A 15,995-nucleotide genomic window follows, 5' to 3' on the forward strand; every position below is an offset into this window, starting at 1 on the left:
TCCTTCAGATCAATTCGCGGACGTCGACGAAACGGCCGTTGACAGCCGCCGCCGCGGCCATGGCCGGGCTCACCAGGTGCGTACGACCACCGGCGCCCTGGCGGCCTTCGAAGTTACGGTTGGAGGTGGAGGCGCAATGCTCGCCCGACTCCAAACGGTCCGGGTTCATCGCCAGGCACATCGAGCACCCCGGCTCACGCCATTCGAAACCGGCTTCGAGGAAAATCTTGTCCAACCCCTCCGCTTCGGCCTGGGCTTTCACCAGGCCCGAGCCCGGCACCACGATGGCCTGCTTGATGGTCGAGGCCACCTTGCGACCCTTGGCGATCACTGCAGCGGCGCGCAGGTCTTCGATCCGCGAGTTGGTGCAGGAGCCGATGAACACGCGATCGAGCTGAATGTCGGTGATCGCCTGGTTGGCGCTCAAGCCCATGTATTTCAAGGCGCGGACGATAGAGTCACGCTTGACCAGGTCCATTTCCTTGGCCGGATCCGGTACGTTCTGGTCCACCGCCAACACCATCTCAGGCGAAGTGCCCCAGCTGACTTGTGGCTTGATCTGCGTCGCGTCGAGCTCGACTACAGTGTCGAACGTGGCATCGGCGTCCGACACCAGGTCTTTCCAGGCTTCGACCGCCATGTCCCATTGCGCGCCTTTTGGCGAGAACGGACGGCCCTTGACGTATTCCACGGTTTTTTCATCGGCGGCCACCAGGCCAACGCGGGCACCGGCCTCGATGGACATGTTGCAGATGGTCATGCGGCCTTCGACGGACAAGTCACGGATCGCGCTGCCGGCGAACTCGATGGCATGGCCGTTACCGCCGGCGGTGCCGATCTTGCCGATCACCGCCAGGACGATGTCCTTGGCGGTCACGCCGAACGGCAACTTGCCCTCGACGCGCACCAGCATGTTTTTCATTTTCTTGGCGACCAGGCACTGGGTGGCGAGCACATGCTCCACCTCGGAAGTGCCGATGCCGTGGGCCAAGGCGCCGAAAGCACCGTGGGTCGAGGTGTGCGAGTCGCCGCAGACCACGGTCATGCCAGGCAAGGTCGCACCCTGCTCCGGGCCAATGACGTGGACGATGCCTTGGCGCACGTCATTCATCTTGAATTCGACGATGCCGTATTCGTCACAGTTATCGTCGAGGGTCTGGACTTGCAAGCGCGAGACCTGGTCGGCAATGGCTTCGATGCCGCCCTTGCGCTCCGGCGTGGTCGGTACGTTGTGGTCCGGGGTCGCGATGTTGGCATCGATGCGCCACGGCTTGCGCCCGGCCAGGCGCAGGCCTTCGAAGGCTTGCGGCGACGTCACTTCATGGATGATGTGACGATCGATGTAGATCAGCGCCGAGCCATCGTCGCGCTGTTTGACCAAATGCGAATCCCAGAGCTTGTCGTAGAGCGTTTTGCCGGCCATCAGACGGTTTCCTCATCAGCTTGTTTCTATGCCCCGGGCCTTGAACGAATCAATAACCCCTTGGCTTGTGAGGCTGATCCTATGGGGTTACATTAAATAACTCAAATTCATATTTTTCATACTTTGCATAACCAATTGGAATTCGACCGGAACCGCCATGGACCTCGCCAATCTCAACGCCTTTATTGCCATCGCCGAGACCGGCAGTTTCTCCGGCGCCGGTGAACGCCTGCACCTGACCCAGCCGGCCATCAGCAAGCGCATTGCCGGCCTCGAGCAACAGCTCAAGGTGCGCCTGTTCGACCGCCTCGGCCGTGAAGTAGGCCTGACCGAGGCTGGCCGGGCCCTGTTGCCACGGGCCTATCAGATCCTCAACGTGCTGGACGACACCCGCCGCGCCCTGACCAACCTGACCGGCGAAGTGACCGGGCGCCTGACGCTAGCCACCAGCCACCACATCGGCCTGCACCGCCTGCCACCTCTATTGCGGGAGTTCACCCGTCGCTACCCCCAGGTGGCGCTGGATATCCAGTTCCTGGATTCGGAAGTGGCCTACGAAGAAATCCTCCATGGCCGGGCGGAACTGGCCGTCATCACCCTCGCCCCCGAACCTCACACCCTGGTACGGGCCACGCCAGTGTGGGACGACCCTTTGGACTTCGTGGTCGCCCCAGAACACGCATTGCTGGAAAACGGCGCGGTCAGCCTGGCGGACATTGCCTTGCATCCAGCGGTTTTCCCGGGGGGCAACACGTTTACCCACCACATCGTGCAACGGCTGTTCGAAGCCCAGGGCCTGACGCCGAACATCGCCATGAGCACGAATTACCTGGAAACCATAAAGATGATGGTCTCCATTGGCCTGGCCTGGAGCGTCTTGCCGCGCACCATGCTCGACGAACAGGTGGCACGTATTCCTTTGCCGGGCATACAACTCAGTCGCCAGCTAGGCTATATCTTGCACACCGAACGGACGCTGTCGAATGCCGCACGGGCTTTCATGGCCTTACTGGACGCACAAATCGATTTGCCAGGGACAAGGGCATAGGTTGTGCCGCGCCTGCAGGCCCGAACGCATGTGCTTTATGCCCAAACCCGCTCAAGGCTCGCTAGATAATGCCCAAACCCGCTGACCACCTCCCGCCCTTGCCCCGCATCCAGGCGCTCGACCCAAAACGGTCCGAGCAAAGCTGGGACAGTGCGCCGCAGTTGCTGGCCGCCCTGAACGGTGCGCGGCTGGGGGCCTGGTCGTGGGACATCGACAGCGGACAGATCAGTTGGTCGCGCGGCACCCAGGCGCTGTTCGGCTTCGATCCGCGCCAGCCATTGCCAGCGGATGTGGACTATCTGGACCTGCTGCTACCCGAAGATCGGGCCCGGGCCGTGCGCGCCTTTCACGCGGCAGTGGCCGGGGCGCCGCTGGAACAGGCCATGCACCACCGCATCGTCTGGCCCGACGGCAGCCTGCACTGGCTTGAAATCAGCGGCAGCGTGCTGCCCGACAAGCACGGTCGCCCACGCATGATCGGGGTGATCCGTGAAATCACCCATCAGCGCCAACGGGAACAGGCACTGCGCAGTTCGGAAAAGCGCTTTGCCACGCTCTTTCATCTGTGCCCGAACATGGTCCTGCTGACCCGCCAGGAAGACGGCCTGATCAGCGAGGCCAACCAGTATTTCGAAAGCCTGTTCGGCTGGCCGCTGCACGATGTGATTGGCCGCACCACCCTGGAACTGGGTTTGTGGGTCGACCCCGGGCAACGGGTAAAACTGCTGGAAGCCATCAAGACCAAGGGCGAACTGGCGAGCATGGAGGTGGAACTGCGGGCCAGCAATGGCCAGATCCACACCGGCCTGCTCAGCGCGCAGAAAGTCGAGCTGGAGGGCCAGCCCTACCTGTTGAGCACGTTCCTCGACACCACCGAGCACAAACTCGCCGAACAGGCCCTCAAGGACAGCCAGGAACGCCTGGACCTGGCCCTCGACTCGGCGCAACTGGGCACCTGGGACTGGCACATTCCCAGCGGCATGCTCTACGGCTCGGCCCGCGCCGCGCAGCTCCATGGCCTGGAACCCAAGCCGTTCCACGAATCGTTCGATGCGTTTTTCGAAGGCGTCCCCACCGAAGAACGCAACAACATGCGCAACGCCTATCGCAGCCTGCGCGAAGGCCCGGCGGGCAACTATCAGCTGACCTACCGCGTGCAACTGCCGGACGGCAGCTCGCGCTATCTGGAAAGCCGCTCGCGCCTCTACCGCAACGACGACGGCAGCCCCTTGCGCATGGCCGGCACCTTGCTCGACATCACCGACCAGGTGGAGCGCGAACAGAGCCTGGCCGCCTCGGAGGAAAAATTCGCCACGCTGTTCCAGGTCAGCCCTGACCCGATCTGCGTCACCCACCAGGACAGCGGCCGGTTCCTCGAGATCAACTCCAGTTTCACCCAAACCTTCGGCTGGACCGCCAGCGACGTGATCGGCCTCGACGCCGACGAAATCGGCCTCTGGGATACCTCCGGCAGCAGCCTGCAACGCATCGAACGGGTGATCCGCGAACAATCGTTGAACAATGTCGCCATCGTCGTTCACCATAAGAACGGCCAGCCGCTGACCTGTGTGATTTCCAGCCGGCAAATCAACGTCGGCAACCAGCCCTGCATCGTCACCACTTTGCGGGACATCACCCAGCAACAACGCTCCGAAGCGGCCCTCAAGGCCAGCGAAGAGAAATTCGCCAAGGCATTTCATTCCAGCCCCGACGCCATCACCATCACCGAGCTCGAAAGCGGTCGCTACCTCGAGGTCAACGACGGTTTCTGCCGATTGACCGGCTACCGCGCCGACGAAGTGATCGGGCACACCGTCTACGAAGTGGGAATCTGGGCCGAAGAAAAACAACGCGCCGCCCTGCTGGCCGAACTGCAACTCAAGGGCCGCATCGTCCACCAGGAAATGCTCGGGCGCAATAAGCGGGGGGAAATCCTCACGGTGGAGGTGTCAGTCGAGCCCATCACCCTCAATGAAACCGCGTGCCTGCTGCTGACCGCCCGAGACGTGAGCCTGCTGCGCAATGCCGAAGCCCAGATTCGCCACCTGGCCTACCACGACCCCTTGACCAACTTGCCCAACCGCGCCTTGCTGATGGACCGGCTGAGCCAGCAGATCGCCCTGCTCAAACGCCATAACCTGCGTGGTGCCTTGTTGTTTCTCGACCTGGACCACTTCAAGCACATCAATGACTCCCTCGGTCACCCGGTGGGCGACACCGTGCTGAAAATCATCACCGCGCGCCTGGAAGCCAGCGTGCGCCTGGAGGACACCGTCGCACGACTGGGCGGCGATGAGTTCGTGGTGCTGCTCAGCGGCCTGGAAGGCTCGCGCAGCGAAGTCAGCAAGCAAGTGCAGACCTTGGCCAACACCCTGCGCGAACTGCTCTCGGAGCCGATGTTCCTCGATGGCCAGCGACTGCAAGTCACGCCGAGCATCGGTATAGCGCTGATTCCGGACCACGGCTCCACGCCCACCGATTTGCTCAAGCGCGCCGACATTGCGCTGTACCGCGCCAAGGACTCGGGGCGCAACACCTCGCAGATGTTTCACACCACCATGCAAAAAGCCGCCAGCGAACGGCTGCGCATGGAGACCGACCTGCGCCTGGCCCTGGCCCGCGGCGAGTTCAGCGTGCATTTCCAGCCTCAGGTCGATGCCCGGGATAACCGCATCATCGGCGCCGAAGCCCTGGTGCGCTGGCATCACCCGGACCTGGGCGCCCAATCGCCCAACGAGTTCATCAAAGTGCTGGAAGACAGTGGCCTGATCCTGGAAGTCGGGACCTGGATCCTTGATGAAGCCTGCGACGGTTTCAAGCAACTGATCGCCAAGGGCAAGATCGATCCCCAGCAATTCAGCCTGTGCGTGAACATCAGCCCACGGCAATTCCGCCAGAGCGACTTTGTCGAACGCATCGAAAACAGCCTCGTCACTCACGGCCTGCCCTTCTCCCTGCTGAAACTGGAGATCACCGAAGGCATCGTGATCCAGAACCTGGAAGACACCATCGCCAAGATGCGCCGGCTCAAGAAGCTGGGGGTGAGCTTCGCCATGGACGATTTCGGCACCGGTTATTCGTCGCTGACCTACCTCAAGCGCCTGCCGGTGGACACACTGAAAATCGACCAGTCATTCGTGCGCGACGCCACCAGCGACCCCAACGACGCCGAGATTATCCGCGCCATTGTCGCCATGGCCCGCAGCCTCAACCTGATCATGATTGCCGAAGGCGTTGAGACCCTGGAGCAATTGCAGTTCCTGCAAGGGCTTGGTTGTCATTTGTACCAGGGTTATCTGCATAGCCGACCGTTGCCGCTGGAGGCGTTTGAGCGGTTGTTGCCGTGACGTGGATATGAAGCTCGCGTTGGACTCTGTAGGAGCTGGCGAAGGCTTGGGCGGCGTTTGGACGATCTTTTGATCTTCGCTTGGGACTCAAGTGCCCTGAGGAAAGATCGCAGCCTCGTTGCACTCGACAGCTCCTACACAGCTCCTACACAGCTCCTACGGGCGCGACGCAGCGAGAGCAAAGCCCCCTCGCCACAATTAATCTTCCACCGATATCCAAAATGAAAAAGGGCGCCATTGGGCGCCCTTCTTCATTTGCGCGGCATCAGTTTTGCAGTGCGGGTTGCTGCTGCGCTCCGTTGATCGGAATGCGCTTGGCTTTCGCCTCTTCCGGGATCACCCGCAGCAGGTCGATGCTCAACAGACCGTTGCTCAAGCCGGCGGACTTGATCTCGATATGATCGGCCAAGCGGAAGGACAGCTTGAACGCACGCTGGGCGATACCCTGGTGCAGGTAGGTGACGCTGTCGTTACTGGCTTCACGTTTGCCGCCACTGATGGTCAGCACACCTTTTTCCACTTGCAGGTCCAGGTCTTCTTCCTGGAACCCGGCGGCGGCGACCACGATGCGGTACTCGTCATCACCATGTTTTTCCACGTTGTAAGGTGGATAGCTGCTGCCCGGCTCGTTGCGCAGGGCGGTTTCGAACAAGTCGTTGAAACGGTCGAAACCTACCGAGGAACGGAACAGCGGGGCCAGCGAAAATGCAGTACTCATGATTCAAATCTCCTGAAAAATTCAGCAAGTTTTTTTGTCTCCGCGACCCGAATTCGGCATCGCGTAATCCCTATCTAGGGACCGCCAAAAACTTTTCAAGAGCTTTTTATGAAATTTTTTCAGGCCGCTTCGGTGCGCTTCACACCCAACAAATGGCCCACCGCGTCCAGATCGGTTTCCCGACGCAAAGCGGTAAACAACGCCACCGCTTCGGGGTAATTGCGGGTCAGCATCGCCAGCCACTGCTTCAACCGGCCCGGGGCCTGGCGCGGTGTCAGTTGCTCGACCACTTGCACCCAGAAGTCCTGGAGCATCGGTTGCAACTCGGCCCAGGACATCTCGACCACGTCCTTACCGGCCCGGGCGGCGGCGATCTGCCGGGCCAGGTCAGGGCGGGAAACGAGACCGCGACCGAGCATGATGTCCTCGACACCGCTGATTTCGCGGCAACGGCGCCAATCGTCCACGCTCCAGATATCGCCATTGGCGAACACCGGCACCTTGACCACTTCCTGCACCCGGGGAATCCACTCCCAGTGGGCCGGAGGCTTGTAGCCATCGACCTTGGTCCGCGCATGCACCACGATGTGCGCCGCGCCGCCTTCGGCCAGCGCCGTAGCACAGACCAGCGCGCCGTCCGGGCTATCGAAACCCAGGCGCATCTTGGCGGTGACCGGGATGTGTTTCGGCACTGCGCGGCGCACGTGCTCGACGATTTCGTTGAGCAGTTCCGGCTCCTTGAGCAATACCGCCCCGCCCCTGGATTTGTTCACGGTCTTGGCCGGGCAACCGAAGTTCAAGTCGATAACCTGCGAACCCAGCTCACACGCCAACGCTGCGTTTTCCGCCAGGCACACCGGATCGGAACCGAGCAACTGCACCCGCAACGGCACGCCGGCAGCCGTCTGGGCACCGGTCAGCAGCTCAGGGGCGAGCTTATGAAAATAGGCCGGCGTGAGCAGACGGTCGTTGACGCGGACGAACTCGGTGACACACCAGTCGATCCCGCCAACACGGGTCAGGACATCCCGCAGGATGTTGTCGACCAACCCCTCCATGGGCGCCAGGGCAATTTGCATGAAAACACACACTCGAACGAAAAAACGTGCGGCAGTTTACCGGATTTTGGCTACGACATCGGAATTCACCACCAATCCCCTGTGGGAGCCGAGCTTGCTCGCGAAAGCGCTGGGTCAGCTTGCAACGATGCCGGATGTGCCGCCGCTATCGCGAGCAAGCTCGCTCCCACAAGGGTTTAGCGCCACGCCATAGCCCTCGATGAATTCCGGCGGCATGCGCTTGGGCCTGCCGGTGGACAATTCGATGCAGACAAAGGTGGTCTGGGCCCGCAGTAAGGTGGTGTTGTCGCTGGGGCGGATCAACTGGAAATGCCGGGTCATCTTCAACCGCTGGTCCCAATCGACGATCCAGGTCGCCAACTGCAGTTCGTCGCCTTCATAGGCGGCCGCCAGGTAATCGATTTCATGCCGCACCACTGCCATGGCCCGGTCCAGGCGCCGGTACTCCACCAGATCCAGGCCCAAGCGCTGGGAATGGCGCCAGGCGCAGCGCTCGAGCCAGGTGACGTACACCGCGTTGTTGGCGTGGCCCAGTCCGTCGATGTCTTCGGCATTTACCTGAAGATCAATAATGAACGGTGTTGCGCGATCCCAGCCCATGCCCCTCTCCTGGTCGAATTTGGATCGGGGCAGTGTACCGGATGCTCAAGCCGATTGCCGCGCTTGCAGGCTTCTACCAGCCAGCAGTGACAACACCCCATCAATGACACGAGGATCGGCCAGAACCCGCTGATGCCCGCCCTGCGGCAGTCGCAGCAAGCGGCTGTCGAACCAGGCTTCATGAATCAGTTGCGACTCCTTGACCGAGACGAAAGTGTCGTCCTCGGCATGGACAATCAACCCCGGCACGTCCAGCTGGTAATGCGCAACGTCCATCTTCGAGGCGGGCATGCCCACATCGCTTTCCACCTGGCGAATGAACGCCGAACGCGCCTTGGGGGGCAGCCCCATCATCCGGGAGAAACCGCGCAGTACCCCAAGAATGCGGGCGGGCGCGGCGATGCTGACCAACGTTTCGGTGCGCAACCCCAACTGAACCGCGAGCATGGCACTGGCGCCCCCCATGGAATGCCCGATCACGGCCTGCAACGGCGGCAGCTCCGCGGCGGCTTCGAGCATGGCCCTGGCAAACAACAGGACATTCGCCTCGCGACCCGGTGAGCGCCCATGGGCCGGACCGTCCAGCGCCACCACCGTATAGCCGGCGTCTACCAGGGCCGTGATCAGCGCTGCAAACTGAGTCGGCCGCCCTTCCCAGCCATGCATCAGCAAGACTGCCGGACCTTTTCCCCAGCGCAAGGCCGAGAGACCGAAGCGCAAGGTGATACGCTCGGACGAGGCCAGCAGCGGCAGTTCCCAATCCCGCGGCGGCAAGTTCCGCGGGCGCATGAACAGCGAACGCATCTGCTTGGCCACCAGGCGCGGAGCCACCCAGCCAAGCGTGCCATTGACGCTACGAATCCAGCTCAACCTGTTCATCGCTCATCTCCAGGGCTTGCGCCTCAGCTCATCGCACCGCCGACTTGGCGGCACGCAGCAAACGGTCCGATAACTCTCCAGGGCCCAGCGCCCGTGCCAGGGCCAGCCCGCCCACCATCAAGGCGATGTCGGCCAGGGCCTTGTCGGCGTCCTCCGGGCTGGCCGCCAATTGCGCGACCATCAACTCGATATGCTCATTGAGCACCTCACGAAACGCATCCGGCAGCCGGCCAAGCTCGCCGACCGACGCGGGGATCGGGCAGGCTTGCTCGGTGGAGTCACGGTGCTTGCGTGACAGATAGAACGCCGCCACCAGAGCGCGTCGCTCTTCGCCTGTCAGCTCGCCGTCCATGTCGGCGATCAAGCCGCGGCGCCGATTGAGCAACTGTTTGAATGCCTCGAGCATCAAGGCATCCTTGCTTTCGAAATGGGCATAAAAACCGCCCACTGTCAGCCCGGCCGCGCCCATCACCTCGCCCACGCTCGGCTCTGCCGGCCCACGCTGGATCAGCGCATCGCTGGCGGCCTTGAGAATGCGTTCACGGGTTTGTGCCTTTTTATCGCTCATCGTCGCCTCCGAATATTACGACTGAAATATTACCAATGTAATAATTTTCCGCAAGCGGAAATTTGACCGCTGGTCAGAAGTCTATTTTCAAGGATAAGGGAATTGGCCGAACGCCAGACAAACAAAAGGGCCATTCAAGAATTGAATGACCCTTATAAAATCCCGCAGAGCGGGTAATCGTGGCGTCCCCTAGGGGACTCGAACCCCTGTTACCGCCGTGAAAGGGCGGTGTCCTAGGCCACTAGACGAAGGGGACACAAACCTTCTGACTTGATCAGTGCTGAGAACTGATCGATTCAAGGACGGTGTGGCCAGACCTTGAACCTGTAATTGGTGGAGCTAGACGGGATCGAACCGTCGACCTCTTGCATGCCATGCAAGCGCTCTCCCAGCTGAGCTATAGCCCCGGATTTTTCGCCTCGCGGCGGAGTGACATCTTGCAACATCGCTTCTGTAAAACTGGCGTCCCCTAGGGGACTCGAACCCCTGTTACCGCCGTGAAAGGGCGGTGTCCTAGGCCACTAGACGAAGGGGACGCAAACCCTTCTATACAACTGATCAACGCTGAGTGTTGATCGCTTCAAGCCCCGTGTGGCCAGGCCTTGAAGTGTAAATTGGTGGAGCTAGACGGGATCGAACCGTCGACCTCTTGCATGCCATGCAAGCGCTCTCCCAGCTGAGCTATAGCCCCTCATCGCTGAGGACGGGGCGAATCTTAAGGGCGTATCGGAGGGCTGTCAAATTTATTTTCAACAAATTTGAAAGTTTTTTGCCGGGATAACAATCACTTACCACCCTCCCCCAATAAAACTGGGGCCTCGCCTGTTTCGTAGGAGCTGTGTAGGAGCTGTGTAGGAGCTGACGAGTGCAACGAGGCTGCGATCTTCCCCCAGCTATTTGAATCTCAAGCGAAAGATCAAAAGATCGCAGCCTCGCTTCGCTCGACAGCTCCTACGCAGCTCCTACGAGTGATCAGGCAATAGCGCCCAGCAGTTTTTCCCACTCCTTGTTTTCCTTCTTCGACACGCCACCGAGCAGATCGATGGCCTGGCGCAGGCGGAAACGGGTCAGGTCCGGCCCGAGGATTTCCATCGCATCGAGCACCGACACCGAGCTGGCCTGACCGGTAATGGCGGCGAACATCAGCGGCATGGCATCGCGCAGTTTCAACTCCAGCGACTCGACCACGGCCTGGATGGTCGCGGTGATGCTGTCCTTCTCCCACTGACGCAGGCTTTCGAGCTTCCACAGGATCAGTTGCATCAACTGGCGCACCTGATCGCCCGAAAGCTTCTTGGATTCGAACAACTTCGCATCCGGCGTCACGCCGCCGGCGAAGAAGAAGCCGGCCAGCGGGGCGATCTGGCTGAAGGTCTCAACCCTGCCCTGCACGTGGGGAGCGATCTTCATCATGTACTCAGGGTTCAAGGCCCACTTCTGCACACGTGCGGCGAACTCTTCCACCGGCAGGTCCCGCAGCCACTGGCCGTTGAGCCACGACAGCTTCTCGACGTCGAAGATCGGCCCGCCCAGGGACACGCGCGACAGATCGAAATGCTCGACCATTTCCTGCAGCGAGAACTTCTCGCGCTCGTCCGGCATCGACCAGCCCATGCGCCCCAGGTAGTTGAGCATTGCCTCGGGCATGAAGCCCATGCGCTCGTAGAACGTCACCGAGGTCGGGTTCTTGCGCTTGGACAGCTTGCTCTTGTCCGGGTTACGCAGCAGCGGCATGTAGCACAGCTGTGGTTGTTCCCAGCCGAAGTATTCGTAAAGCAGGATCAGTTTCGGCGCCGACGGCAGCCATTCTTCACCGCGCAGGACGTGGGTGATGCCCATCAGGTGATCGTCGACCACGTTCGCCAGGAAGTACGTCGGCAGGCCGTCGGTCTTCATCAGCACTTGCATGTCCATGCGATCCCACGGGATCTCGACATCGCCACGCAGCATGTCCGGCACCACGCAGACGCCTTCGGTCGGCACCTTCATGCGGATCACATGGGGCTCGCCGGCCGCCAGGCGACGGGCGACTTCTTCCTTGGACAGCAGCAGCGCCCGGCCGTCGTAGCGCGGGGTTTCACCACGGGCCATTTGCTCGGCGCGCATCTGGTCCAGCTCTTCGGCGGTGCAGAAACATGGGAACGCATGCCCCATGTCCACCAGTTGCTGGCAATACTGCTTGTAGATGTCACCCCGCTCGCTCTGGCGGTACGGACCGTGCGGGCCGCCGACATCCGGGCCTTCGCTCCAGTCGATCCCCAGCCAGCGCAGGGCGTCGAAGATCTGCTGTTCGGACTCGCGGGTCGAACGCAACTGGTCGGTGTCCTCGATCCGCAGGATGAACTCGCCGCCATGCTGCTTGGCAAAGCAATAGTTGAACAAAGCGATGTAGGCGGTGCCGACATGGGGATCGCCAGTGGGCGAAGGCGCGATGCGGGTGCGGACGGTGGTCATGGCATGTCTCGGAAAGAATATAAAAGCGAAGATCGAACAGGGGGCGAATGGTAACAGGCGATGGCGGGCGGGCTCCAGTGAGAGCGGGATTTGTGTCGCCGGCCGTCAGACCGAGTCGCCCAAACCTCAAACGGTCAGCAACCGCTCGCGCAACTTGCCAATTTCATCACGCAACTGCGCCGCCGCCTCGAACTCCAGGTCCCGGGCCAGTTGGTACATTTTTTCTTCCAACTGCCGGATGCGCTTGGTGATTTCGCTCGGCGAGCGCAGTTCGGCCTCGTAGCGGGCGCTCTCTTCGGCCGCCTTGGCCATGCCCTTGCGCTTCTTGCTGCGCGAGCCTGGCACGGTGGCGCCTTCCATGATGTCGGCAACGTCCTTGAACACACCCTTGGGGGTGATGCCATTGGCCAGGTTGAAGGCGATCTGTTTGTCGCGACGGCGTTCGGTCTCGCCGATGGCCCGCTCCATGGAACCGGTGATGCGGTCGGCATACAGAATCGCCCGACCGTTGAGGTTACGCGCCGCGCGACCGATGGTCTGGATCAACGAGCGCTCGGAACGCAGGAAACCTTCCTTGTCGGCGTCGAGAATCGCCACCAACGACACTTCCGGCATGTCCAGACCTTCGCGCAGCAGGTTGATGCCCACCAGCACGTCGAAGGTGCCCAGGCGCAAGTCGCGGATGATCTCGACCCGCTCCACCGTGTCGATGTCCGAGTGCAGGTAACGCACGCGCACGCCATGGTCGGCCAGGTAGTCGGTGAGGTCTTCGGCCATGCGCTTGGTCAGCGTGGTGACCAGCACCCGTTCCTCCACTGCCACACGCTTGGAGATTTCCGAGAGCAGATCATCGACCTGAGTCAGCGCCGGGCGCACTTCAACCTGCGGATCGACCAGGCCGGTGGGCCGCACCACCTGTTCGACCACCCGCCCGGCATGCTCGGCCTCGTAGTTGCCGGGGGTGGCCGAGACGAAAATCGTCTGCGGGCTCACGCTTTCCCATTCGTCGAAGCGCATCGGCCGGTTGTCCAGCGCCGAGGGCAGCCGGAAACCGTACTCCACCAGGGTTTCCTTGCGCGAACGGTCGCCTTTGTACATGGCGCCGACCTGGGGCACGCTGACGTGGGATTCGTCGATGACCAGCAAGGCATCGGCCGGCAGATAGTCATACAAGGTCGGCGGCGGCGCGCCCGCCGGACGGCCCGACAGGTAGCGCGAGTAGTTTTCGATGCCGTTGCAGTAGCCCAGCTCGAGGATCATCTCCAGGTCGAACCGAGTCCGTTGTTCCAGACGCTGGGCTTCCACCAATTTGTTGTTCGAACGCAGGTATTCCAGGCGCTCCTGCAACTCGACCTTGATCCCTTCGATGGCATCGAGCAGGGTTTCCCGGGGCGTGACGTAGTGGCTCTTGGGGTAGAACGTGAAGCGTGGCAGCTTGCGGATGACTTCGCCGGTCAGCGGATCAAACGCCGAAAGGCTCTCCACTTCATCGTCGAACAGCTCGATGCGGATCGCTTCCAGGTCCGATTCCGCCGGGTAGATATCGATCACGTCGCCACGCACCCGGAACGTCGCCCGGGCGAAATCCATGTCGTTACGGGTGTACTGCAAATCCGCCAGGCGCCTGAGCAAGGCGCGCTGGTCGAGTTTGTCGCCGCGATCCACGTGCAGCACCATCTTCAGGTAGGTTTCCGGGCTACCCAGGCCATAGATGCACGACACCGTGGTGACGATGATCGCGTCCTTGCGCTCAAGCAACGCCTTGGTCGCCGACAGTCGCATCTGTTCGATGTGGTCGTTGATCGAGGCATCCTTCTCGATGAAGGTGTCCGACGACGGCACGTAGGCCTCGGGCTGGTAATAGTCGTAGTAGGAAACGAAGTACTCCACGGCGTTATTCGGGAAAAACGCCTTGAACTCACCGTACAGCTGCGCCGCCAGGGTCTTGTTCGGCGCCAGTACCAGGGTCGGGCGCTGCACTTGGGCGATCACGTTGGCAATGCTGAAGGTCTTGCCCGAACCGGTCACACCGAGCAGTGTCTGGTGCGCCAGCCCGGCCTCGATGCCCTCGACCATCAAGCGGATGGCTTCCGGCTGATCGCCGGCGGGCTGGAAGCGGGTGACTAGCTGGAATTCAGACATGACATAACCTCTGGATTCACCCCTGTCGGCCAGCCGACAGGAACGAGAAAGACCGAAACGACCGATGTCGTCCGAGGAAAAAACTGGAATGCACACAATGTGGAGGTGAATGCCTTCGCTTTCAAGACGAACGTCCTACACGCCTTGAAGACTTTGACGCGGCGAGAGGACTAACGGTCGAAAAAAATCGTAAAAACTTAGCGTAAAACCCGAATCGCCTGTCGCCGCGCCGGGTGATGGCCTCTATACTAGCTCCCCGTTTGTGCACCGCTCTAGTGCATTCGGCTGGAGCGCCACACCTCCCCTCACTCTCCATTAGAGCCGCGCAATAATGAGCCTGTTTTCCGCTGTCGAATTGGCACCCCGCGACCCCATCCTGGGCCTCAACGAAGCTTTCAATGCCGACACCCGTACCAATAAGGTCAACCTGGGTGTAGGTGTTTACTGCAATGAAGAGGGGCGTATTCCACTCCTGCGCGCGGTTGTCGAGGCCGAGACGGCTCGCGTGGCTCAGCACGTTTCCCGTGGTTACCTGCCGATCGACGGCATTGCCGCCTACGACCAGGCCGTGCAGACCTTGCTGTTTGGCAAGGATTCGCCGCTGATCGCTTCCGGCCGCGTCATCACCACCCAGGCCGTGGGCGGCACCGGTGCCCTGAAGATCGGTGCCGACTTCCTCAAGCAACTGCTGCCTGACGCCGTCGTCGCCATCAGCGACCCAAGCTGGGAAAACCACCGCGCCCTGTTCGAAACCGCCGGCTTCCCGGTGCAGAACTACCGCTACTACGACGCCGCCACCCACGACGTGAACCGCAGCGGCCTGCTGGAAGACCTCAATGCCCTGCCCGACCGCTCGATCGTTGTGCTGCACGCCTGCTGCCACAACCCGACCGGCGTGGACCTGAGCCCCGAAGACTGGAAAAACGTGCTGGCCGTGGTCAAGGCCAAGAACCACGTGCCGTTCCTGGACATGGCCTACCAGGGCTTTGGCGCCGGTATCGACGAAGACGCGGCGGCCGTGCGCCTGTTCGCCGAGTCGGGCCTGACCTTCTTCGCCTCCAGCTCGTTCTCCAAGTCGTTCTCCCTGTACGGCGAGCGCGTCGGCGCCCTGTCGATCGTCAGCGAATCGAAAGAAGAAAGTACCCGCGTGCTGTCCCAGGTCAAGCGCGTGATCCGCACCAACTACTCCAACCCGCCAACTCATGGCGCCAGCATCGTTGCCGCCGTGCTCAACAGCCCTGAGCTGCGGGCCCAGTGGGAAGCCGAACTGGCCGAGATGCGCCTGCGCATTCGCGGCATGCGCAACCAGATGGTCGACATGCTGGCCAAGGCCGCCCCGCATCACGACTTCAGCTTCGTCGCACGCCAGAGCGGGATGTTCTCCTACTCTGGCCTGACCGTTGAACAAGTGACGCGCTTGCGCAACGAGTTCGGCATCTATGCCCTGGACACCGGCCGCATCTGCGTGGCCGCGTTGAACCAGAACAACATCGATGCGGTGACCAAGGCCATCGTCCAGGTGATCTGACGTTTTCGGTGCTGGATGAAAAACGGGAAGCCATTGAGCTTCCCGTTTTTTTGAGTGTGCCTACAGCTCAGGAGCCCCCCAACCTGTGGCGAGGGAGCTTGCTCCCGCTGGGCTCTGTAGGAGCTGGCGGAGGCTCGGGCCGCGTTCGGACGATCTTTTGATCTTGATCTTTCGCTCTGGACTCAATTGTCAGTGGAAAGATCGCAGCC

At 61.4% G+C, this 15,995-nt stretch carries 11 protein-coding genes and 4 tRNA genes; 3 read left to right on the top strand and 12 right to left on the bottom strand.

Annotation, left to right across the window (positions count from 1 at the left end):
- Window positions 1-4: 4 nt before the first annotated feature.
- Window positions 5-1,423, bottom strand: a complete 1,419-nt coding sequence (leuC, locus tag GFU70_RS19030; protein ID WP_058546584.1) for a 3-isopropylmalate dehydratase large subunit — start codon at window positions 1,421-1,423, stop codon at window positions 5-7.
- Window positions 1,424-1,580: 157 nt separating this feature from the next.
- On the opposite strand from leuC, the gene GFU70_RS19035 reads away from it, so the two are divergent.
- Window positions 1,581-2,471, top strand: a complete 891-nt coding sequence (locus GFU70_RS19035) for a LysR family transcriptional regulator (protein ID WP_058546583.1) — start codon at window positions 1,581-1,583, stop codon at window positions 2,469-2,471.
- Window positions 2,472-2,539: 68 nt separating this feature from the next.
- Window positions 2,540-5,818, top strand: a complete 3,279-nt coding sequence (locus tag GFU70_RS19040; protein WP_116641685.1) for an EAL domain-containing protein — start codon at window positions 2,540-2,542, stop codon at window positions 5,816-5,818.
- Window positions 5,819-6,083: 265 nt separating this feature from the next.
- Here GFU70_RS19040 and GFU70_RS19045 read toward each other — a convergent pair whose 3' ends face one another.
- The 11 genes from GFU70_RS19045 to uvrB all read right to left on the bottom strand — a co-directional run bounded on the left by GFU70_RS19045 (window position 6,084) and on the right by uvrB (window position 14,258).
- Complete coding sequence (locus GFU70_RS19045) at window positions 6,084-6,536, bottom strand: Hsp20 family protein (RefSeq protein WP_003203872.1); 453 nt, start codon at window positions 6,534-6,536, stop codon at window positions 6,084-6,086.
- 119 nt (window positions 6,537-6,655) lie between these two features.
- The gene (locus GFU70_RS19050) at window positions 6,656-7,615 is read right to left on the bottom strand and encodes a tRNA dihydrouridine synthase (RefSeq protein WP_116641684.1); all 960 of its coding nucleotides are present in this window, start codon (window positions 7,613-7,615) and stop codon (window positions 6,656-6,658) included.
- A gap of 114 nt (window positions 7,616-7,729) precedes the next feature.
- Window positions 7,730-8,215: an acyl-CoA thioesterase gene (locus GFU70_RS19055; RefSeq protein WP_064106998.1), complete on the bottom strand. Its 486-nt coding sequence runs from the start codon at window positions 8,213-8,215 to the stop codon at window positions 7,730-7,732.
- A gap of 45 nt (window positions 8,216-8,260) precedes the next feature.
- Complete coding sequence (locus GFU70_RS19060) at window positions 8,261-9,094, bottom strand: alpha/beta fold hydrolase (RefSeq protein WP_058546580.1); 834 nt, start codon at window positions 9,092-9,094, stop codon at window positions 8,261-8,263.
- Between the two features lie 28 nt (window positions 9,095-9,122).
- A complete protein-coding gene (locus tag GFU70_RS19065; protein WP_058546579.1) occupies window positions 9,123-9,662 on the bottom strand; it encodes a TetR/AcrR family transcriptional regulator in 540 nt (179 codons plus the stop codon).
- Between the two features lie 180 nt (window positions 9,663-9,842).
- Window positions 9,843-9,918, bottom strand: a tRNA-Glu gene (locus tag GFU70_RS19070).
- 75 nt (window positions 9,919-9,993) lie between these two features.
- Window positions 9,994-10,069: transfer RNA gene (locus GFU70_RS19075), tRNA-Ala, on the bottom strand.
- A 53-nt stretch (window positions 10,070-10,122) separates the two neighbouring features.
- A tRNA-Glu gene (locus GFU70_RS19080) sits at window positions 10,123-10,198 on the bottom strand.
- A gap of 79 nt (window positions 10,199-10,277) precedes the next feature.
- Window positions 10,278-10,353, bottom strand: a tRNA-Ala gene (locus GFU70_RS19085).
- Between the two features lie 281 nt (window positions 10,354-10,634).
- A complete protein-coding gene (gene gltX / locus GFU70_RS19090) occupies window positions 10,635-12,116 on the bottom strand; it encodes a glutamate--tRNA ligase (RefSeq protein WP_003203882.1) in 1,482 nt (493 codons plus the stop codon).
- A gap of 126 nt (window positions 12,117-12,242) precedes the next feature.
- Complete coding sequence (gene uvrB, locus GFU70_RS19095; RefSeq protein WP_058543868.1) at window positions 12,243-14,258, bottom strand: excinuclease ABC subunit UvrB; 2,016 nt, start codon at window positions 14,256-14,258, stop codon at window positions 12,243-12,245.
- Window positions 14,259-14,589: 331 nt separating this feature from the next.
- Between uvrB and GFU70_RS19100 the strand changes: the two genes are divergently transcribed.
- On the top strand, window positions 14,590-15,786 hold the full coding sequence (locus tag GFU70_RS19100; protein ID WP_058543867.1) for an amino acid aminotransferase: 1,197 nt from the start codon (window positions 14,590-14,592) through the stop codon (window positions 15,784-15,786).
- Window positions 15,787-15,995 lie beyond the last annotated feature (209 nt).

It is taken from the genome of Pseudomonas brassicacearum, from assembly GCF_009601685.2.
GTDB lineage: Bacteria > Pseudomonadota > Gammaproteobacteria > Pseudomonadales > Pseudomonadaceae > Aquipseudomonas > Aquipseudomonas kilonensis_B.

Coding starts and splice junctions, on each gene's coding strand:
- leuC (WP_058546584.1), bottom strand. CDS start 1,423: ATGGCCGGCAAAACGCTCTACGACAAGCTCTGGGATTCGCATTTGGTC.
- GFU70_RS19035 (WP_058546583.1), top strand. CDS start 1,581: ATGGACCTCGCCAATCTCAACGCCTTTATTGCCATCGCCGAGACCGGC.
- GFU70_RS19040 (WP_116641685.1), top strand. CDS start 2,540: ATGCCCAAACCCGCTGACCACCTCCCGCCCTTGCCCCGCATCCAGGCG.
- GFU70_RS19045 (WP_003203872.1), bottom strand. CDS start 6,536: ATGAGTACTGCATTTTCGCTGGCCCCGCTGTTCCGTTCCTCGGTAGGT.
- GFU70_RS19050 (WP_116641684.1), bottom strand. CDS start 7,615: ATGCAAATTGCCCTGGCGCCCATGGAGGGGTTGGTCGACAACATCCTG.
- GFU70_RS19055 (WP_064106998.1), bottom strand. CDS start 8,215: ATGGGCTGGGATCGCGCAACACCGTTCATTATTGATCTTCAGGTAAAT.
- GFU70_RS19060 (WP_058546580.1), bottom strand. CDS start 9,094: ATGAACAGGTTGAGCTGGATTCGTAGCGTCAATGGCACGCTTGGCTGG.
- GFU70_RS19065 (WP_058546579.1), bottom strand. CDS start 9,662: ATGAGCGATAAAAAGGCACAAACCCGTGAACGCATTCTCAAGGCCGCC.
- gltX (WP_003203882.1), bottom strand. CDS start 12,116: ATGACCACCGTCCGCACCCGCATCGCGCCTTCGCCCACTGGCGATCCC.
- uvrB (WP_058543868.1), bottom strand. CDS start 14,258: ATGTCTGAATTCCAGCTAGTCACCCGCTTCCAGCCCGCCGGCGATCAG.
- GFU70_RS19100 (WP_058543867.1), top strand. CDS start 14,590: ATGAGCCTGTTTTCCGCTGTCGAATTGGCACCCCGCGACCCCATCCTG.